Origin of the sequence: Pseudomonas sp. ATCC 43928, from assembly GCF_005938665.2 — a bacterium.
GTDB lineage: Bacteria > Pseudomonadota > Gammaproteobacteria > Pseudomonadales > Pseudomonadaceae > Aquipseudomonas.
In genome coordinates, this window is the sequence record NZ_CP041753.1 from 2,771,305 (window position 1) to 2,791,457 (window position 20,153).

Sequence of the window (20,153 nt, forward strand, 5' to 3'; positions counted from 1 at the left end):
CACACATGAAAACCATCGATCTTTCCATTGCCACCGTGCGCGACCTCAACCAGGCGCTGCACGACCAGGTCAACAACGTTGAAGACCGCGAATGGGTGGTGACTCATTCGAACGGCAAGCACAACCTCGCGGTCGGGGTGAACCAGGCCGTGTCCATCGAGATCCAGGGCCACGCCGGTTACTACTGCGCCGGCATGAATCAAAAGGCTTCGATCACCGTCCACGGCAATGTCGGTGTCGGTTGCGCCGAGAACATGATGTCCGGCTACGTCCGGGTCAAAGGTAGCGCCTCTCAGGCGGCCGGTGCCACGGCCCATGGCGGGCTGCTGGTGATTGAAGGTGATGCTGGTGCGCGTTGCGGGATTTCCATGAAGGGTATCGACATCGTGGTCGGCGGCAGCATTGGCCATATGAGTTGTTTCATGGGCCAGGCGGGACGCCTGGTGGTGTGCGGCGATGCCGGCGATGCACTGGGTGATTCGTTATACGAGACCCATATTTACGTGAAGGGTAGCGTCGCATCTCTGGGTTCGGACTGCGTCGAAAAAGAGATGCGCGCCGAACACTTGGAGGAGCTGCAAGTCCTGCTGAACCGTGCCGGTTTCGAGCATAAGGCGACTGACTTCAAGCGCTATGGCTCGGCCCGTCAGTTGTACAACTTCAAAGTCGATAACGCATCCGCGTACTGATCCGCGCGAGGAGAATAGACATGAGCGACCCTACTACCCAAAAAGCAGGCACTCCAGTGTTGCGTGAGTCCGCGACCTTCGACCGCCTGACCATTCAGGAAATACAGCGTGCCGCTGAAACCGGCATCTATGACATTCGCGGCGGTGGCACCAAGCGCAAGCTGCCGCACTTCGATGACTTGTTGCTGCTGGGCGCCAGCGTTTCACGCTACCCGCTGGAAGGTTATCGGGAGAAGTGCGGCACCGATGTGATCCTCGGCAACCGCTTCGCCAAGAAGCCGATCCACCTGAAGATTCCGGTAACCATTGCCGGCATGAGTTTCGGTGCGTTGTCGGCCAATGCCAAGGAGGCGCTGGGCCGTGGCGCGACCATCGCCGGCACCAGCACCACTACCGGTGACGGTGGCATGACCCCGGAAGAACGCGGTCAATCCCAGCATTTGGTTTATCAGTATTTGCCATCGCGCTACGGCATGAACCCGGACGACCTGCGTAAAGCCGACGCCATCGAAATCGTCCTGGGCCAGGGCGCCAAACCCGGTGGCGGCGGCATGCTGCTGGGCATGAAAGTCACCGAGCGGGTGGCCGGCATGCGCACGTTGCCGATCGGTGTCGATCAGCGCAGCGCCTGCCGTCACCCGGACTGGACCGGCCCGGATGACCTGGCGATCAAAATTGCCGAGATCCGTGAAATCACGGATTGGGAAAAACCGATCTACGTGAAAATCGGCGCGAGCCGGCCGTACTACGACGTCAAATTGGCGGTGAAGGCAGGCGCGGATGTGATTGTCCTTGACGGCATGCAGGGCGGCACCGCGGCGACTCAGGAAGTGTTTATCGAACACGTGGGGATTCCGATTCTGCCGGCCATCCCGCAAGCGGTACAGGCTTTGCAGGAGATGGGCATGCATCGCAAGGTGCAGTTGATCGTGTCGGGTGGTATTCGCAACGGCGCCGATGTGGCCAAGGCGATGGCGCTGGGCGCGGATGCGGTGGCCATCGGCACGGCGGCGCTGATTGCCTTGGGTGATAACCATCCACGCCTGGACGAGGAACTGAAGAAAATCGGCTCGGCCGCCGGTTTCTACGACGACTGGCAGAACGGCCGCGACCCGGCGGGGATCACTACCCAGGATCCGGAGCTGTCCAAACGTCTGGATCCAGTGGAAGGCGGTCGGCGTTTGGCCAACTACCTGCGGGTATTGGTACTGGAGGCGCAGACCATGGCCCGGGCGTGTGGCAAGTCGCACTTGCATAACCTCGATCCCGAGGATTTGGTGGCATTGACGGTGGAGTCGGCCGCCATGGCGCGGGTGCCGTTGGCGGGGACCAACTGGGTTCCGGGCTCGGGTGGTTATTGAAACCGGTGAGATAACCTGTGGCGAGGGGGCAAGCCCCAATGAAAGTAGGAACGTGGCTAGCCTGCGAAGAACGATGACGCGTAATACGTGAAAAAACGCGGTGCATTCTTCGCGGGCAAGCCAGGCTCCTACAGGTTCTGCGCCTCGCCACAAACGTCGGTTGGCCTGCAGGCTCGCCCAACGATCAAGAGGTCTCCCAAGAGACCCGTACGCACTTACTTTGCTCACTGCCCGACACTTCCCATTTCTTTTGCAGGAGCTTTGAACATGGTCAATCGTCTTCTCGGCAAGTCCCTTTTCGGCCTACTGGCTGCCGGCGCGCTCGTGCCGCTGGCACAGGCAGCCGATGCTCCCACGTTGAACACCGGCAGCACGGCCTGGATGGTCACCGCCGCCGTGCTGGTGTTGTTCATGTGTCTGCCAGGCCTTGCGTTGTTTTACGGCGGCCTGGTGCGGGCAAAAAACATGCTGTCGTTGTTTACCCAGTGCTTCGGCATCGCCGGCCTGGTGGGGGTGCTGTGGGTGATTTATGGCTACAGCATGGTGGTCGACAGCACCGGCATGGTCGAGGGACAGGTGACGTTCAACAGTTTTGTCGGTGGATTGAGCCGGGCCTTTCTGGCGGGCATGACACCGGAAAGCCTTGTCGGTGAAATTCCGGAAGGGGTGTTCGTGACCTTCCAGATGACCTTCGCCATCATCACCCCGGCGCTGATCGCCGGGGCATTCGCCGAACGCATGAAGTTCTCGGCGGCGCTGCTGTTCATGGCGCTGTGGTTCACCCTCGTGTACGCCCCGGTAGCGCACATGGTCTGGGGTGGTTCGGGGGCCTTGATGCATAACTGGGGCGTCCTCGACTTTGCCGGTGGCACCGCGGTACATATCAATGCGGGTGTTGCAGCGCTGGCGGCGTGCCTGATCCTGGGCAAACGCAAGGGTTACCAAAACGAGCCAATGCCGGCGCATAACTTGAGCCTGACCATGGCCGGTGCGGCCATGCTCTGGGTCGGCTGGTTCGGCTTCAACATCGGCTCTGGCGGCGGTCTGAATGGCACCTCCGGCATCGTCATGCTCAACACCCAGCTGGGCGCTTGCGCCGGGATTCTCGGCTGGATGTTCACCGAGTGGTTCAAGGTCGGCAAACCGAGTGCTTTGGGCCTGGCCAGTGGGGCTTTGGCCGGTCTGGTGGGCATCACGCCGGCGTGCGCCTATGTCGGCGTTGGAGGTGCGTTGGCTATTGGTCTGCTGTGCGGGGTGTTCTGCTACTTGAGCGTCACCGTGCTGAAACGTCGCTTCGGTTATGACGACAGTCTCGACGTGTTCGGCTTGCACGGTATCGGCGGGATGATTGGCGCGATCCTGACCGGAGTATTCTGCATACCATCTCTGGGCGGGCTGGTGGAGGGCGTGACCCTGGGAGGACAAGTCTGGGCGCAGATAAAAGCGTTGCGCTGACCACGGTCTATTGCTTCGTGGTGAGCTGGGTCATTCTCAAACTCGTCAATGTCCTTGTCGGCTTACGGGCTGATGAATCGGTGGAGGAGATGGGGCTGGATCTGGCCGAGCACAACGAGCGTGCCTACAACCATTGAGGTCTGGCGCGGACAGCAAAACGCCGGCATGAGCCGGCGTTTGGCTTACCTGGGTTTTATCGCAAAGCCTGATAGGTGGACTCAGCGAAACGCTGGTACCACCTGCTTGATGAACAGCTCCAGGGATTTTTTCTTCTCTGCGTGGGGCAGACTGTTGTCGCACCAGAAGCTGAACTCATCGACGCCCAGTTCCTGGTAATACTTGATGCGCGGGATGATTTCTTCCGCGGTGCCGATCATCGCTGTTTTGTGCAGGCTTTCCAGTTTGAACTCCGGGCGCTCGGCGAACTTCTCTTCCGGGCTCGGTTCCAGGAAACCGTTGACCGGTGTTGTCTTGTTACCGAACCAAGCATCGAAGGTGCGGTAGAACTTGGAAATCGCCTTGGCCCCGACTTTCCAGCCCTCAGGGTCATCGGCGGCATGCACGTGGGTGTGGCGCAACACCATCAATTGCGGGCGCGGTACGTCCGGGTTGTTGTCCAGGGCGGTCTGAAACTTGTTCTTCAGGTCGAGAACTTCTTCGTCGCCCTTCATCAATGGCGTGACCATCACGTTGCAGCCGTTGGCCACGGCGAAGTTGTGCGAGTCGGGGTCGCGAGCCGCTATCCACATTGGCGGGTTGGGCTTCTGGATCGGCTTGGGCACGCTGGTGGAAGTGGGGAATTTCCAGATCTCGCCGTCGTGGGCGTAGTCGCCTTGCCACAGGGCGCGCACCACCGGGACCATTTCCCGCAGCGCCTGACCGCCGGACGAGGCAGGCATGCCGCCGGCCATGCGGTCGAATTCGACCTGGTAGGCGCCACGGGCCAGGCCGACTTCCATGCGACCGTTACTGATCACGTCCAGCAGCGCACATTCGCCCGCTACCCGCAGAGGGTGCCAGAACGGCGCGATGATGGTGCCGGCGCCCAGGTGAATGGTGGTGGTCTTGGCGGCCAGATACGCCAGCAGCGGCATCGGGCTTGGCGAGATGGTGTATTCCATGGCGTGGTGTTCGCCGATCCACACAGTGCTGAAGCCACCGGCCTCGGCCATCAGGGTCAGTTCGGTCAGTTCTTCGAACAACTGACGGTGGCTGACGCTTTCGTCCCAACGTTCCATGTGTACGAACAGGGAAAATTTCATGACGCTACCTCTAATCTTTGTAATTGGCTGTCGGTTCAGGCGAGGACGGGCAGGGCGCCCATCTTGCCGTGGCAGTACACCAGTGGGCCGGCGGTGTGCTGCGGCACTATCAGGTTCTTCACGGCGCCGACCATGATCGCGTGGTCGCCGCCTTCATATTCGCGCCACAACTCGCACTCGATGACGGCCGTGGCGTTGGCCAGGATCGGATTGCCCAGTTCGCTCAACGTCCATTCGATCCCTTGCGCCTTGTCCTTGCCTTTGCGGGCGAAAGCATAGGCTTCGCTTTGCTGGCCGCCGGAAAGGACGTGGATGGCAAAGCGTTTGTTCTTGATCAATACGGGATAGGAATCGGAACTGTAGTTGGGGCAGAACAGCACCAGGGCCGGGTCCATCGACAGCGAGCTGAATGCGCTGGCGGTGAGGCCGACGATTTGTCCATCGTCATCCAGCGTGGTGATGACCGTCACCCCGGACGGGAACGAGCCCATGACTTGTTTGTAGATGGCGGCATCGATCATTGGAGGGTCCTCGGGTGCTGTGAGGTGGTTTTTATGAATTTATAGGTCTGATGGTATACCGTAATACATAGTTTGCAAGGGCTTTTTATTTTTGCCGATAAACGCATTTCGAGGGCTTATAACCCAATGTTTTCGGGGTTTGTGGCGCGAATTTGAGTACTGAAGACCCCAGAAGGTGCAGATCAGATTACCGGTAAAGTATCGGATCAGCCTTGTGAAAAGGTTGGAATACCATAATATGGTTCGCATCTGGAGGGCTGCCAAGCCGCACCCCCGGTTTGGCTTCGTACAACTATAAGATCAGACAAACTCGAGTTCATGCACATGTCCCAGATGTCCCGGCAAGACCCGTTGATCGAGAATCACACGGTCGATTACGTCCCTCTCGCGGAACGCCATGGGAAGGCCCGCGACCTGTTCACTTTATGGTTCAGCACCAACATCGCACCGTTGCCGATCGTGACGGGGGCGATGGTGGTTCAGGTGTTTCACCTCGACCTGTTCTGGGGGCTGCTGGCGATTGCCCTCGGGCATATGCTCGGCGGACTGGTGATCGCCCTTGCATCAGCCCAGGGCCCGCGTATGGGCATTCCGCAGATGGTCCAGAGCCGTGGCCAGTTCGGCCGTTATGGCGCGTTGTTGATTGTGTTTTTCGCCGCGCTGATCTACATCGGCTTCTTTATTTCCAACATCGTGTTGGCCGGCAAGTCAATCGTCGGCATCGCGCCTGCGGTTCCGGTGCCGGCGAGCATCCTGATCGGTGCCCTTGGCGCCACCGCGATCGGCGTGATCGGGTACAACTTCATCCACACCCTCAACCGCATCGGTACTTGGGTGATGGGCAGCGCATTGCTTGCCGGGTTCATTTACATCTTCGCCCATGATTTGCCATCGGATTTCCTGACTCGCGGCAGCTTCAACCTCTCCGGCTGGCTGGCCACGGTATCGCTGGGGATCATCTGGCAGATCAGTTTCTCGCCTTATGTATCGGACTATTCCCGTTACCTGCCGGCGGATATCGGCATCGCCAAACCGTTCTGGGCCACTTACATGGGTGCGACCCTGGGCACCATTCTGTCGTTTAGCTTCGGCGCGGTGGCGGTGCTGGCGACCCCGGAAGGTACCGAAGCGATGGCCGCGGTGAAGCAATCCACCGGCTGGCTCGGACCGATCCTGATGGTGCTGTTTTTGCTCAACATCATCAGCCACAACGCCTTGAATCTGTATGGCGCGGTGCTGTCGATCATCACTTCGATCCAGACCTTCGCCAGCCAGTGGACGCCGAGCATCAAGCTGCGGGTGGTGTTGTCGAGCGGGGTGCTGGCCGGTTGCTGTGTTATTGCGCTGGGCGCTTCGGCGGATTTCATCTCGCAGTTCATCGGTTTGATCCTGGCGCTGTTGCTGGTACTGGTGCCGTGGGCTTCGATCAATCTGATCGACTTCTATGTGATCAAGCGCGGCCGCTACGACATCGCGTCGATCTTCCGGGCTGACGGCGGGATTTATGGACGCTTCAATCTGCATGCGATCGTTGCGTATTTCATCGGGATCATCGTGCAGCTGCCGTTTGCCAATACATCGTTGTATGTCGGGCCGTATGCCAATATGGTCGAGGGGGCGGATCTTTCGTGGCTGGTGGGGTTGGTGGTGACGTGTCCGCTTTATTATTGCCTGGCGACGCGTGGGCAAACCCGGCAGAGCAGGGCGGCGCAGCTGGGCTATGCCGACTGACAATGTAGGGCATCAAGCCTGTAGAAGCTGCCGCAGCCCGCATCAGCTTCTACAGGGATCGCATTCGATCCTCCTTGCGACTCATGATCAGGCTCAACAGCACCGAAGTCAGGATGATCCCGCCGACAACGGCCAGTGACCATTCAACTGGCATGTGAAGCCACGGCATCAGCGTCATCTTGGTGCCGATGAACACCAATACGGTCGCCAAACCGTATTTGAGCAAGTGAAAGCGGTCAGCCATGTCGGCCAGCAGGAAATACAACGCCCGCAAACCCATGATCGCGAAGATGTTCGATGTGAACACAATGAATGGATCGGTGGTGACGGCGAAGATCGCCGGGATGCTGTCGATCGCAAACACCAGGTCGCTGGCTTCGATCAGCACCAGTACCAGAAACATCGGCGTCGCCCAGTGCCGACCGTCTTGCACCACAAAAAAATGCTCGCCATGAAGCCCGTTGGTAACGCGCAGATGGCCGCGTATCCAGCGCAATAAGGGGTTTTTATCGAGGTCAGGCCGGTGACCGGCGAATACCAGCATTTTGATCCCGGTGATGATCAGGAATACACCGAACACATACAGCACCCACGCGAACTGCGACACCAGCCACACGCCGGCGAGAATCATCGCCCCGCGCATCACGATTGCCCCGAGCACACCGTACAGCAGCACTCGGCGCTGCAGCTCCGGCGGCACGGCGAAGTAGCCGAAAATCATTACGAAGATGAACATGTTGTCGATCGATAGCGACTGCTCGATCAGATACCCCGTGAGGAATTCCAGCATTTTGCGCTGGGCGATCTCGGGTCCGAACTCGCCATTCAAGTACCACCGGAGCAATCCCGCGAAGGCCAGCGCCAGCGCGCACCAGGCAATGACCCAGCACGATGCTTCACGCACCGACACCCGATGTGCCTTGCGCCCGCCGAAGACAAACAGATCCAGAGTCAGCATGGCCAGGACGAAGGCGATGAAGGCGACCCACATCCAGGGTTCGCCGATGTTCATAGGCTGCATGTCGTTCTCCCTGTCTGGACGTGTTCTGGAGCCGACAGGTTCATGCTAGCGGGGGAATTGCGAGGAAGAAAAATCGATTATTCCTTATCGATAGTTCGTTATTTACGAAGTGTCGCGGATGATCACCAATCCTCGGCATAAAAAAGGGTCACCGCAGCCCGACGCTGTGGTGACCCGAGGGTGATACGCGAAAATCGGACCCACCTTGGTGGGCCTTTGCATCAGTGAGCGCCAGCGGCTTTGTTCAGATCACTTTCAGCCCATTCGGTATAAACGCAAGCGTCTGCCGTCGCCCAGCGCACGCGCACCGGGTCGCCCGCCTTGAGTGGCATGCCGGCCGCAGAGAGGGCCTTGACGGTCATCGACGTGCCGCCCGAGGTCACTACGCTGCAGGTCTGGCTTTCGCCAAGGAACAGCACTTCCACCACCTTGGCCGAGACTTCATTCCAGCCCGCCGCCAATGGTTCTTGACTCGCTTGTTCGACACTCAGGGCCAGGGCTTTTTCCGGACGCACCATCAGCAATACATCCTGATCGGTTTGCAAACCGGCTGTCAGGCGAATCGACAACGACTGGCCTTCAAACGAAGCCACCGCATTGCCCTGAGCCTTGAGTTTGAGGAAATTCGAGTTGCCGAGGAACGAAGCGACAAACGCATTCGGCGGATTCTGGTACAGGTCATAACCGCTGCCCAGGCCCACGATCTTGCCATGGCTGAAGATCGCGATGCGCTGAGACAAACGCATGGCTTCTTCCTGATCGTGGGTCACGTAGATAATGGTGATACCGAGTCGCCGATGCAGTTGGCGCAGTTCGTCCTGCAAGTCTTCGCGCAGCTTTTTATCCAGCGCGCCGAGGGGTTCGTCCATCAGCAAGATGCGTGGCTCATAGACCAGCGCGCGAGCGATCGCTACCCGTTGTTGCTGACCACCGGAGAGTTGTGAAGGGCGGCGATGGGCAAACTGCTCAAGCTGTACCAGTTTGAGCATGGCATCGACCCGGCGCTCGCGTTCGGCGGGGGCCAGTTTGCGGATCGACAACGGGAACGCGATGTTGTCGCGCACCGACAGGTGTGGGAATAGCGAATAACGCTGGAACACCATGCCGATGTCGCGCTTGTGCGGCGGCACGTTGACCAGCGATTGACCGTTGACCAGGATCTCGCCGCTGCTCGGGGTTTCGAAGCCGGCGAGCATCGACAAGGTGGTGCTTTTGCCGGAGCCGCTGGAGCCGAGGAAGGTGAGGAATTCACCGTCCTTGATGTCCAGCGAGATGTTGTCCACGGCGGCGAAGTCGCCGTAGTACTTGTTCAGGTTGCGCAGGCTGACCAGTGGTTTGTCGTGCTGCTGCGCGGAATCTTTGATGACGGCACTCATGTCGTTCTCCTGGGCGCTCAGGCGCTGATTTGATTACGCCGGCGAACGGCGGCGGCGATGACCATGACCAATACCGAGAGGCCGATCAGCAGCGTCGAGGCGACGGCGATCACGGGCGTCAGGTCCTGGCGCAGGGTGGTCCACATTTTTACCGGAAGGGTTTGCAGGGTCGGGCTGGCCATCATCACGCTCAGCACCACTTCATCCCAGGAAACCAGGAACGCGAACAGCGCACCGGCGACCATGCCCGGACGAATCGCCGGAAAGGTCACCTTGAACACCGCTTGCAGGCGCGAGGCACCGCAGATCACCGCCGCATCCTCGATCGACTGATCGAACAGCTTCAGCGAATTGATGATCGAGATGATGGTGAACGGCAGCGCGACAATCACGTGACTAACCACGAAAGCGAACATCGTCCCGGTGTAACCAAGCTTGAGGAACAGCGCGTACACCGCCACCGCGATGATCACCAGCGGCACGATCATCGGCAGGGTGAACAGGCCATAGAGCATTTCCCGGCCAGGGAAGCGCCCGCGCACCAAGGCAAACGCGGTCGGCAAGCCCAGGGTTACGGCGCAGATCGTAGTCAGCACCGCCACCTTGAGACTGGCCATGGCGGCGTTCATCCAGTCGGCGTTGGAGAAGAACTGGCCGTACCATTTCAGTGTCCAGCCCGGTGGCGGGAACACCAGCCACTGGGAGGAGCCGAAGGACAGCAGCACGATGAACACAATCGGCAACAGCAGGAACAACGCGATCAGCCCGGTGGTGAAGTACAGGCCGAAACGCATCCGGCGGCTCATGGCATTGGGGGTCAGGAGCATGACGGCTTACCTCGCGTTGCTGGCGCCAACCGGGGATTCCGGCTGGAGCTTCAGATAGAAGTAGAACAACACCAGCGTGATCACGATCAGCAAGGCTGCGCCGGCGCTGGCCAGTCCCCAATTGAGGAACGACTGCACCTGCTGGATGATGAATTCGGGCAGCATCATGTTCTGCGCGCCGCCCAGCAGGGCCGGGGTCACGTAGTAACCAAGAGACATCACGAACACCATCAGGCCACCGGAGAACAGCCCCGGCCGGCACAGCGGCAGGAACACCCGGAAGAAGTTGGTCCAGGGGCTGGCACCGCAAATCGAACCGGCTTGCAGAATCATCGGGTCGATGGCCTGCATGGTCGCCTGCAACGGCAGCACGATGAACGGGATCATGATGTAGCTCATGCCGATCACCACGCCGGTCAGGTTGTGCACCATTTCCAGGGGTTGATCGATGATGCCCATCGCCATCAGCGCTTTGTTGATCACCCCGGAGGCCTGCAACAGCACCAGCCAGGAATAGGTCCGCGCCAGCAGACTGGTCCACATCGACAGCAGCACGATGTTGAGCATCCAGCGGCCCCAGCCACGGGGCACCAGCGTGATTGCCCAGGCCAGCGGAAAACCCAGCAGCAAGCTGAACAGCGTTACCAGTCCGGCTACCGAGAAGGTGTTGATCAAGACCCGGGCGTAAGCCGAGTTCGCGAACAGTTGTTCATAGTTGCCCAGGCCCGGTACCGGCTCCAGCACCCCCCGCAGCAGCAGGCCGATCAACGGCGCGAGAAAGAACAGACCGAGGAACAGCAGGGCGGGGATCAGATTGCTCGACCCGCGCCAGCGCTGTGCCAGGGAAGGAGATTGGTTCATCGCAGCCGCCTTGCCGGGAACCGCCCCGGCAGCGCCAGCGGCGCTCCCGGTCGGTGTAGGTTGACGGGACGCTGTTGCCGTCATTTTCATTTGACCAGCCATTCGTTCCACCGTGTCGCGATGGCCGGACCGTTCTTGGCCCAGTACGCGAAATCAAGAGTGATCTGATCCTTGGCGTAGGCCGTCGGCAGGTTAGGGGCCAGCACTGAATCCAGGCGTGCCACGCTGTCGACGTTGACCGGCGCATAGGCGGTCAGGTTGGAGAAGTCAGCTTGTCCTTTGGCGCTGCTGGCATTGGCCAGGAACTTCATGGCCGCGGCCTTGTTTTTCGAGCCTTTTGGAATGACCAGAATGTCGGCCATGACCAGGTTCTGTTTCCAGCTCACACCCACCGGTGCACCATCTTCCTGGAGGGCATGAATCCGGCCGTTCCAGAATTGGCCCATGCTCGCCTCACCCGACGCCAGCAGCTGTTGCGATTGCGCGCCGCCGCCCCACCAGACGATGTCTTTCTTGATGGTGTCGAGCTTCTTGAAGGCCCGATCCAGGTCCAGCGGATAGAGTTTGTCGGCAGCTACACCATCGGCCAGAAGTGCCAATTCGAGCACGCCAGGGCTTGGCCATTTGTAGAGGGCGCGTTTGCCGGGGTAGGTCTTGGTATCGAACAGCGCGGACCAGTCCTGAGGTTTGTTGGCGCCGAGCTTGCCTTCGTTGTAACCGAGCACAAACGAGAAGAAGAACGAACCGACGCCATGATCGGAGACGAAGCGCGGGTCGATTTTGTCGCGCTGGATCACGGAGAAATCGAGGGGTTCGAGCAAACCTTCGGAGGCTGCGCGCAAGGCGAAGTCAGCTTCGACGTCGACCACGTCCCACTGCACGTTACCGCTTTCGACCATGGCTTTGAGTTTGCCATAGTCGGTAGGGCCATCCTGGACCACGGTGATGCCGGTGGCCTTGCTGAACGGATCGGCCCAGGCCTGCTTCTGCGCATCCTGGGTGGTACCGCCCCAGCTGACGAAGTTGACGCTTTCGGCCGCCATTGCCACATGGCTGACCGTGGCCAGTAAGCCCGCGAACAGTATTGCGGTTGCACTTTTCTTCAACACCATTTTCACGCCCTCATTGTTGTGTTTTTAAGCGGGCTTTTGTCGCCCGCCTATCGGGAGCAGTAGGTCCATCTGGCCTTAAAGGCGACCGTGCCAAGAGCTGTTGTTTGTGCTTTTCCCTGCCGGGGCTTTTGGCTGAAGCGTTCGGTCTATGGAATATCATATTATGGTATTCCAAGCTTTGTGCAAGCATTTTGCCTTACCGGTTATCAGCCAAAAGCGGTTTTTTTGCCGTCAGGCCACCCAATAGTGAACTGCGCGGGTAAAGGGGCCAGCCCCGGACTCATTCGGTGAAAGGGATGCTCTCTACCACTTCCAGGTCGTAACCGGTCAAGCCTGCGTATTTCAGTGGTGGGCCGAGATGACGCAACTTGCCCACCCCGAGATCCTGGAGAATCTGCGCTCCGGTCCCTACTTCAGAATAGATGCGCGATTGCGAGCGGCTGAACTGTCGCGGCGGCTGGGTGAGTTGAGGCACGCGTTCCAACAGCGCTTGCGACGACTCATGATTGGCCAGCACGACCACTACGCCGCGACCTTCTTCAGCCACTCGCTGCAGGGCCGCCCATAGTGTCCAGTTGGACGGGCCGTTGTATTCGGCGCCAACCAGATCACGCAGCGGATCAATCACATGCACCCGCACCAGCGTCGGCTCGTCCCGGCGGATGTCGCCCATTACCATCGCCATGTGTACGCCGCCTTCGATGCGGTCTTCGAAGGTGATCAGCCGGAAAGTCCCATGCACCGTCGGCAATTCGCGCTCGCCGATGCGCACCACTGTGTGTTCGGTGCTCAGGCGGTAATGGATCAGGTCGGCGATGGTGCCAATCTTGATCCCGTGTTTGCGGGCGAACACTTCTAGGTCCGGGCGACGGGCCATGGTTCCATCGTCGTTCATCACTTCGACAATCACCGACGCCGGGGTGAAACCGGCCAGGCGGGCGAGGTCACAACCGGCTTCTGTGTGGCCGGCGCGGGTCAGTACGCCACCTTCTTTGGCGCGTAACGGAAAGATATGACCCGGTTGCACAAGGTCGGCGGGCCCGGCATCGGCGGCAACCGCCGCGGCGACGGTACGTGCACGGTCGGCGGCGGAGATGCCAGTGGTCACACCGACGGCGGCTTCAATAGACACGGTGAACGCGGTGCTGAACACGCTGCCATTGCTCGGCACCATCTGCTCCAGCCCCAGGCGCTGACAGTGTTCATCGGTCAAGGTCAGGCAGATCAGGCCCCGTGCTTCGCGGGCCATGAAGCTGATAGCCTCGGCGGTACAGCGATCGGCGGCGAGGAGCAGATCGCCTTCGTTTTCCCGGTCCTCGTCATCGACCAGCAGCACCATCTTGCCTTGCCGGTAGTCTTCGATGATTTCTTCGATGCTGTTGAAGGCCATGCTGGAACTCTCAGTGTTGGGTGGGTATATTTATTGGTATACCATAATACAAAATAAACCAAGAGGTCACTATGAAGGCGTACTGGATTGCTCACGTGGATGTCTCCGACCCCGATCAATACAGCCAATACACCCAGCGGGCACCGGCGGCCTTCGCGTTATATGGCGGGCGGATGCTTGCCAGGGGCGGGCGCAGCGAAGCGATGGAAGGTCGCCGCACGCCGCAACGCAGCGTGGTCATCGAATTCGATTCTTACGAGCAGGCGCTCGCCTGTTACCACAGCGAGCAATATCAAGAGGCGAAACGGCACCGCGAGGGCGTGGCTCGGGCCGAAGTGATCATTGTCGAAGGCGTGGCGCCCTAGGGGATATCAGCGGATGAAGTGAATTTTGCCGCTGTCGTCGTTGCCGATGTAGATGCCGTAGACCCCGGCCTGGCGTTCCTCGATATAGCGTTCGAGGATCTGCCGGATCGCCGGATAATAGATGCTGTCCCAGGGAATGTCCTCGGGCGCGAAGAATTTGTAGTCCAGGGTTTCCGGCCCATACTGACCGGTGATCTCCAGCGCGATGGCGCGGAAGATGATGTACACCTCGCTGATCTTCGGCACGCTGAAGATCGAGTAGGGCGAGAGGATTTCCGCGCGCACACCGCTTTCTTCCCAGACTTCACGCAGCGCTGCCTGCTCGGTGGTCTCGCCAGCTTCCATGAAGCCGGCCGGCAGCGTCCAGGTACCAGGGCGCGGCGGGATCGCGCGCTGGCAGAGCAGGTACTTGCCGTCCTGTTCGATGATACAACCGGCGATGATTTTCGGATTGATGTAATGGATGTAGCCGCAACCGCGGCACATCAGGCGCTCGTGCGTATCGCCCGGCGGTAGCTGCTGACCCAGGTCACTGCCGCCACACTTCGGACAAAAGCTCGGGCTGAACATGATTAGCGACCTATGCGCGGTTCTTTAAGGGCGATGGGCAGCGTGATCTCTGGGATCGCGCCGGTTTCTTCCTGTTTGCGTTTCAGGTAATCGAGAGCCACAGCAGCGGCGGCGCGCACGTGGTCGACGCAAGCCTGGTGAGCGGCTAGCGGATCGCCGCTCTTGATCGCCTCGACCATGCGTTCCATTTCCTGGTTGCTGCTGCCGCGACGGTTTTCCTGGGACACCGAGGTCGCCCGCAGGTAGCTGATGCGGGCCTGCAACTGGCGCAGCTGGGTGGCGGCGACATGGTTGCCGGAACCTTCGAGCAGCACGTCGTAGAAACCCTGCACCGAATCGATGACCTGTTGCAGTTCGCCTTCCTTGAGGGCCTTGCGGTTTTCTTCCAGGGCTTTTTCCAGGGCCTTGATGTCCTTGGCTTTGGCGCGCAGGGTGAACAGCTGAACGATCAGGCCTTCGAGCACGCAACGCAGCTCATAGATATCGACGGCATCGGCCAGGGTGATGATCGCGACCCGTGGGCCCTTGGCGTCGGCGAACTCCACCAGGCCTTCGGATTCCAGGTGACGCAAGGCTTCACGTACGGAAGTGCGGCTGACGCCCAGGCGATCGCACAGATCGCGTTCGACCAGTCGGTCTCCCGGCAGGAGCTGGAAGTTCATGATGGCGCTACGCAGTTTATCCAGCACGATTTCGCGCAGGGTAACGGGGTTGCGATTGACCTTGAAGCTGTCGTCGAGTGGCAGGCGTTTCATGGGGTCCGCTCTGAGTGTGGCTGTCCATGCAAAAAGAGCACGTCGATCGAGGATCATCGTGCTCAGGTCATCACAGCAGCCAAGGGTTAACTGGAGGCCTCGGCATCGGCTTCGGCGAAGGCTTCACGGGCGAGCCGGAAACTGTCTACGGCAGCGGGGACACCGCAATAAATACCGACCTGAAGCAGAATTTCGCGTATTTGTTCACGACTCAGCCCGTTACGCAAGGCACCGCGTACATGCAGCTTGAGTTCGTGCGGCCGGTTGAGGGCCGAAATCATCGCCAAGTTTATCATGCTGCGCTCTTTAAGCGACAAACCCTCACGGCCCCAGACGTGGCCCCAGCAATACTCGGTGACCATTTCCTGCAGTGGCCGGGTGAAGTCGTCGGCGTTCTCGATGGAGCGGTTCACGTAGGCTTCGCCCAGCACCTGGGTGCGGATTTTCAGGCCTTTTTCATACTTTTCGTTGCTCATCGTTGTGTGCTCCCAAAGTCGTCGAGCCCGCCCATCAGGGTGTATTTGAGTTCCAGATAATCCTCGATGCCGTACTTGGAACCTTCGCGGCCCAGCCCCGAGGACTTAATGCCACCGAACGGCGCGACTTCGGTGGAAATCAGTCCTTCGTTGATCCCGACCATGCCGTACTCCAACGCTTCGCTCATGCGCCAGGCCCGGCCCAGGTCGCGGGTGTAGCAATAGGCGGCGAGGCCGAACTCGGTGTCGTTGGCCAGGTGCACGGCCTCGGCTTCGGTGTCGAAGCGGAACACCGCGGCCAGCGGGCCGAAGGTTTCTTCCTGAGCGACTTTCATCTCACCGGTTACGCCGGCCAGCACCGTTGGCTGGAAGAAACCGTGGCCCAGCGCATGGCGGTCGCCACCGCAAAGCAGTTGTGCACCCTGGGCGAGGGCGTCCTGCACGTGGTCTTCGACTTTGGCCACCGCGCGTTCGTTGATCAGCGGACCTTGGGTGACGCCTGCCTCAAAACCGTCGCCCACGTTCAGTTGCACCACGCGTTCGGCCAGGCGCGTGGCGAAAGCATCATGAATACCACTCTGCACCAGGAAGCGATTGGCGCAGACGCAGGTCTGCCCGGCATTGCGGAACTTGGCGATCAGCGCGCCTTCCACGGCACGCTCCAGGTCGGCATCGTCGAACACAATGAAGGGCGCGTTGCCCCCCAGTTCCAGCGAGACTTTTTTCAGCGTCGGCGCGCACTGAGCCATCAACAACTTTCCGATTGCAGTGGAGCCGGTGAATGACAGTTTGCGCACCAATGGGCTGGCAGTCAGTTCGCCACCGATGGCCACGGCGTCGCCGGTGATCACGTTGAAAATGCCCGGTGGAATCCCGGCCTGTTCCGCCAGCGCGGCCATGGCCAGCGCCGAGAACGGTGTCTCCGGGGCCGGTTTGACGATGCACGGGCAACCGGCCGCCAGCGCCGGGCCGGCCTTACGGGTGATCATCGCCGACGGGAAGTTCCACGGGGTGATCGCCGCGACGACTCCGATCGGCTCTTTGCTGACCACAATGCGCGCATCGGCTTTGTGGCTGGGAATGGTGTCGCCGTAGATGCGCTTGGCTTCTTCGGCGAACCACTCGATGAAACTTGCGGCGTAGAGAATTTCACCCTTGGCTTCGGCCAGGGGTTTGCCTTGTTCCAGGGTGAGGATTTCCGCCAGGGCGTCGGCGTTTTCGAGCATCAGCGAATGCCAGCGCTTGAGCGTCTCGCTGCGTTCCTTGGCGGTCAGTGCGCGCCAGGCCGGCCAGGCATTATTGGCGGCGGCGATGGCCTGGCGCGCGTGTTCGGCGCCAAGGTTGGGCACTTGGCCGATCAGCTCGCCGTTGGCCGGGTTGAAGATGTCCTGACAGGCACCGTTGGGCGCATCCAGCCATTGGCCGTCGATGTAGGCCTGCTGGCGGAACAGTTGCAAGGCTGCTGGGCTCATGCCGGCTCCTAAGAAAGTGGGGGGCGCTGCCACATGGACCTGCGCCCCTGAAGATAAATATCAGGCCAGCGCGGGCAGCGGGCCCAGCTTGCCTTTGTGATAGACCATCGGCGTCACCGGTTGCTCGGGCAGAATCAGGTTCTTCACCGCGCCGACGATGATCGCGTGATCGCCGCCGTCGTACTCACGCCATAGTTCGCACTCGATAATCGCGGTGGCTTTGCCCAGCAGCGGGTTGCCCAGCTCGCTGAGGTGCCAGTCGATGCCTTTGGCCTTGTCCTTGCCTTTACCGGCAAACGCATAGGCTTCGGCAGTCTGGTCGGCGGACAGCAGATGAATCGCGAACTGCTTGCTGTCGCGCAGGATCGGGTAGGTGTCGGAGGCATAATTGGGGCAGAACAGCACCAGTGCCGGGTCGATCGACAGCGCACTGAAGGCGCTGGCGGTGATGCCGACGATGCCGCCGTCCGGGTCCAGGGTGGTAACCACCGTGACTCCGGAAGGGAACGAGCTCATGACGTCTTTATAAATGCCGGGTTCGATCATGTCGGCGGTCTCCTAGCGCATCACGAAGGGATCAGGCATTGGCGCCTGAGACAGGTTGATCCACACCGTTTTCAGCTCGGTGTAGGCCAGCACCGAATCGATGCCGCTTTCGCGTCCATAGCCGCTGTTCTTGAAGCCGCCGATTGGCGCCATGGCCGATACCGCACGGTAAGTGTTGACCCAGATGATCCCGGAGCGCACGTCCCGGGCCAGGCGATGGGCGCGGCCCAGGTCGCGGGTCCAGATGCCGGCGGCGAGGCCGAACTGCGAGTCGTTGGCAATCGCCAGCGCTTCGGCTTCGTCCTTGAAGCGGATGACCGAGGCCACCGGGCCGAAGACTTCTTCCTGCATGATCTTCATCGAGTTGCGGTCGCACTCGAACAGGGTCGGCTCATAGAACCAGCCATCGCCCAGATTCTTTGGACGCTTGCCGCCCAGGCGCAGGAGCGCACCTTCGGCGATGGCATCGGCCACCAGGCCTTCGACCACCGCCAATTGCTGCGCGGTGGCCATGGGGCCCATTTCGCTGCTGTCTTCCTGCGGGTTGCCAATGCGGATGCGCTTGGCGCGTTCAACCAGACGCGAGACGAATTCGTCGTAGATGTCGTCCTGCACCAGCAGTCGCGAGCCGGAAACGCAGCTCTGGCCGGACGCCGCATAGATCCCGGCAATCGCACCGTTGATCGCGCTGTCGAGGTCGGCGTCGGCAAAGATGATGTTCGGCGATTTGCCGCCCAGCTCCAGCGACAGCTTGGCGAAGTTCTCCGCGCTGCTGCGCACCACATGCCGTGCGGTCGCGGCGCCACCGGTGAAGGCGATCTTGCGCACCAGCGGATGGCGGGTGAGGGCGGCGCCGGTGCTTGGGCCGTAACCGGTGACGACGTTGACTACCCCCGGCGGAATCCCGGCTTCCAGCGCCAGGCGAGCCAGCTCCAGAATGGTCGCCGAGGCGTGCTCGGACGGTTTGATCACGATGGTGTTGCCTGCCGCAAGAGCTGGCGCCAGTTTGATCGCGGTCAGGTACAGCGGGCTGTTCCAGGGAATGATCGCCGCGACTACGCCCATGGCTTCATGCACGGTGTAGGCAAACAGATCGGGCTTATCGAGGGGCAGGGTGCCGCCTTCGAGTTTGTCGGCCAGACCCGCGGTGTAGTGGAAAAACTCCGGCAGGTAGCTGACCTGACCGCGGGTTTCGCGAATCAGCTTGCCATTGTCGCGGCTTTCCAGCTGCGCCAGTTGTTCTTTGTTCTCAGCGATCAGATCACCGAGGCGTCGCAGCAGTTTGCCGCGAGCGGTGGCGGTCAAGCCGCGCCAGGCCGGGCTGTCGAAAGCCGTCTGCGCGGCCTGCACGGCGCGTTCGACATCGGCTTCGTCGGCATCGGGTAATTCAGCCCAGGCTTGCGCCAGGGCAGGGTTCAGGCTTTCAAAAGTCTTGCCGGAGAGGGCATCGACCCATTCACCGCCGATGCACATCTGGAAGCGTGCGAGTGTCATGCAACGATCCCCTTTATTTGGTTTTGTCGGGCGTTTGCCGTGTCGAGAAACTCCAGCAACAGCTGGTTGACCAGGCGCGGCGATTCTACGGGCATCATATGCCGCTGCTCGGCGAGCACGGCAACGGTCGCGCCGGGAATTCGCTCGGCCAGTTGTTTGGCCATTTCCGGTGTCGAGCCGGGATCCAGTTCGCCGGTGGCGACCAGTGTCGGCACCTGAATGCTGCCCAGATCTTCCGCGCGGTACATGTCCTGGGTGGCGAACAACTCATACGTGGTCAGATAGCCCTGCGGATCGTTGCCCGCCAAGGTCTGGCGCAGCGCGGCGATCTGCGCCGGGTTGGCCGCCTGGTATTCACGGCTGAACCAGCGCGACAGCGCAGCTTCGGCGTTGGCATCCGGGCCATGCTCGGCCGCTTGAGCGGTGCGCGCGATGACGCCGGCACGCTGTTCGGGGCTGCGGTTGAACACGCTGTTGAGCACCACCAGGCCTTGCAAGCGTTGCGGGTAATGCAAGGCAAACGCCCGCGCCACTAGCCCGCCCATGGAAAAACCGATCACTGTTGCCTGAGGCAATTGCAGATGGTCGAGCAACTCCAGTAACTGGTCGGCATAGCCCAGCAGGGGCGTGCCGCTTTCCGGGCGCGGGCTGGCGCCATGGCCCAGCATGTCGTAGGCAATCACACGGTACTTTGTGGCCAGGCCAACGACCTGGCCGCCCCACATTTCTTTGTTCAGGCCCACGCCGTGGATCAAAACCACGGGCTGGCCTTGGCCGGTCGCCAGGTAACTGGTGCCAGCCGGGGTGCGTTCAGCGGTGAGCCGAATCATGGAGCGCTCCTGCATGCCTTTTTTGTTGTGGTGACTGAT

At 60.5% G+C, this 20,153-nt stretch carries 19 protein-coding genes and 1 pseudogene; 5 read left to right on the plus strand and 15 right to left on the minus strand.

From position 1 onward, the window contains the following. Positions 1-5: 5 nt before the first annotated feature. The 3 genes and pseudogenes from FFH90_RS12845 (at position 6) to FFH90_RS12855 (ending at position 3,642) form a co-directional block, all read left to right on the plus strand. The gene (locus tag FFH90_RS12845) at positions 6-689 is read left to right on the plus strand and encodes a protein glxC (RefSeq protein WP_064617109.1); all 684 of its coding nucleotides are present in this window, start codon (positions 6-8) and stop codon (positions 687-689) included. 20 nt (positions 690-709) lie between these two features. Beyond that, a complete protein-coding gene (locus FFH90_RS12850) occupies positions 710-2,050 on the plus strand; it encodes an FMN-binding glutamate synthase family protein (protein WP_018927700.1) in 1,341 nt (446 codons plus the stop codon). 267 nt (positions 2,051-2,317) lie between these two features. After that, positions 2,318-3,642, plus strand: a pseudogene (locus tag FFH90_RS12855) (ammonium transporter). Between the two features lie 81 nt (positions 3,643-3,723). On the opposite strand, the gene FFH90_RS12860 reads toward FFH90_RS12855, so the two are convergent. Both FFH90_RS12860 and FFH90_RS12865 read right to left on the minus strand, forming a co-directional pair. Beyond that, on the minus strand, positions 3,724-4,767 hold the full coding sequence (locus FFH90_RS12860; RefSeq protein WP_018927702.1) for an LLM class flavin-dependent oxidoreductase: 1,044 nt from the start codon (positions 4,765-4,767) through the stop codon (positions 3,724-3,726). Between the two features lie 35 nt (positions 4,768-4,802). Beyond that, positions 4,803-5,288 (minus strand): flavin reductase family protein, encoded by a 486-nt coding sequence (locus tag FFH90_RS12865; protein WP_018927703.1) that lies wholly within the window; start codon positions 5,286-5,288, stop codon positions 4,803-4,805. A gap of 324 nt (positions 5,289-5,612) precedes the next feature. Between FFH90_RS12865 and FFH90_RS12870 the strand changes: the two genes are divergently transcribed. Next, positions 5,613-7,019, plus strand: a complete 1,407-nt coding sequence (locus tag FFH90_RS12870; RefSeq protein ID WP_111454598.1) for a cytosine permease — start codon at positions 5,613-5,615, stop codon at positions 7,017-7,019. Between the two features lie 49 nt (positions 7,020-7,068). Here the strand turns inward: FFH90_RS12870 and FFH90_RS12875 are convergent, their stop codons facing one another. The 6 genes from FFH90_RS12875 to ribBA all read right to left on the minus strand — a co-directional run bounded on the left by FFH90_RS12875 (position 7,069) and on the right by ribBA (position 13,606). Beyond that, complete coding sequence (locus FFH90_RS12875) at positions 7,069-8,040, minus strand: TerC family protein (RefSeq protein ID WP_111454597.1); 972 nt, start codon at positions 8,038-8,040, stop codon at positions 7,069-7,071. A gap of 221 nt (positions 8,041-8,261) precedes the next feature. Beyond that, positions 8,262-9,416, minus strand: coding sequence for an ABC transporter ATP-binding protein (locus FFH90_RS12880; protein WP_018927706.1), 1,155 nt, complete (start codon positions 9,414-9,416; stop codon positions 8,262-8,264). A gap of 17 nt (positions 9,417-9,433) precedes the next feature. Then, entirely contained in the window at positions 9,434-10,243 is an 810-nt protein-coding gene (locus tag FFH90_RS12885) for an ABC transporter permease (RefSeq protein WP_026286542.1), read from the minus strand. A gap of 6 nt (positions 10,244-10,249) precedes the next feature. Beyond that, positions 10,250-11,194 (minus strand): ABC transporter permease, encoded by a 945-nt coding sequence (locus FFH90_RS12890; RefSeq protein WP_032833935.1) that lies wholly within the window; start codon positions 11,192-11,194, stop codon positions 10,250-10,252. Continuing rightward, positions 11,191-12,216 (minus strand): ABC transporter substrate-binding protein, encoded by a 1,026-nt coding sequence (locus FFH90_RS12895; RefSeq protein ID WP_018927709.1) that lies wholly within the window; start codon positions 12,214-12,216, stop codon positions 11,191-11,193. Before FFH90_RS12895 ends, FFH90_RS12890 begins: the two co-directional genes overlap by 4 nt. Before the next feature lie 280 nt (positions 12,217-12,496). Further along, a complete protein-coding gene (ribBA, locus tag FFH90_RS12900) occupies positions 12,497-13,606 on the minus strand; it encodes a bifunctional 3,4-dihydroxy-2-butanone-4-phosphate synthase/GTP cyclohydrolase II (protein WP_018927710.1) in 1,110 nt (369 codons plus the stop codon). Positions 13,607-13,677: 71 nt separating this feature from the next. On the opposite strand from ribBA, the gene FFH90_RS12905 reads away from it, so the two are divergent. Continuing rightward, positions 13,678-13,971 (plus strand): DUF1330 domain-containing protein, encoded by a 294-nt coding sequence (locus tag FFH90_RS12905; protein ID WP_138867292.1) that lies wholly within the window; start codon positions 13,678-13,680, stop codon positions 13,969-13,971. Positions 13,972-13,977: 6 nt separating this feature from the next. On the opposite strand, the gene FFH90_RS12910 is transcribed toward FFH90_RS12905, so the two are convergent. The 7 genes from FFH90_RS12910 to FFH90_RS12940 all read right to left on the minus strand — a co-directional run bounded on the left by FFH90_RS12910 (position 13,978) and on the right by FFH90_RS12940 (position 20,114). Next, complete coding sequence (locus FFH90_RS12910; RefSeq protein WP_018927712.1) at positions 13,978-14,541, minus strand: NUDIX hydrolase; 564 nt, start codon at positions 14,539-14,541, stop codon at positions 13,978-13,980. 2 nt (positions 14,542-14,543) lie between these two features. Continuing rightward, positions 14,544-15,296 carry a GntR family transcriptional regulator gene (locus FFH90_RS12915; RefSeq protein WP_018927713.1) on the minus strand — a complete coding sequence of 251 codons (753 nt, stop codon included), beginning with the start codon at positions 15,294-15,296 and terminating at the stop codon, positions 14,544-14,546. Positions 15,297-15,382: 86 nt separating this feature from the next. Then, complete coding sequence (locus FFH90_RS12920) at positions 15,383-15,772, minus strand: carboxymuconolactone decarboxylase family protein (RefSeq protein WP_008059553.1); 390 nt, start codon at positions 15,770-15,772, stop codon at positions 15,383-15,385. Continuing rightward, complete coding sequence (locus FFH90_RS12925; protein WP_138867293.1) at positions 15,769-17,244, minus strand: NAD-dependent succinate-semialdehyde dehydrogenase; 1,476 nt, start codon at positions 17,242-17,244, stop codon at positions 15,769-15,771. The genes FFH90_RS12920 and FFH90_RS12925 overlap by 4 nt, the downstream gene beginning before the upstream one ends. Positions 17,245-17,304: 60 nt before the next feature. Next, the gene (locus FFH90_RS12930) at positions 17,305-17,790 is read right to left on the minus strand and encodes a flavin reductase family protein (protein WP_064617116.1); all 486 of its coding nucleotides are present in this window, start codon (positions 17,788-17,790) and stop codon (positions 17,305-17,307) included. Between the two features lie 12 nt (positions 17,791-17,802). Then, positions 17,803-19,284 (minus strand): aldehyde dehydrogenase, encoded by a 1,482-nt coding sequence (locus FFH90_RS12935; protein ID WP_138867294.1) that lies wholly within the window; start codon positions 19,282-19,284, stop codon positions 17,803-17,805. Beyond that, positions 19,281-20,114 carry an alpha/beta fold hydrolase gene (locus tag FFH90_RS12940; protein WP_064617118.1) on the minus strand — a complete coding sequence of 278 codons (834 nt, stop codon included), beginning with the start codon at positions 20,112-20,114 and terminating at the stop codon, positions 19,281-19,283. The genes FFH90_RS12935 and FFH90_RS12940 overlap by 4 nt, the downstream gene beginning before the upstream one ends. Between the last annotated feature and the right edge of the window lie 39 nt (positions 20,115-20,153).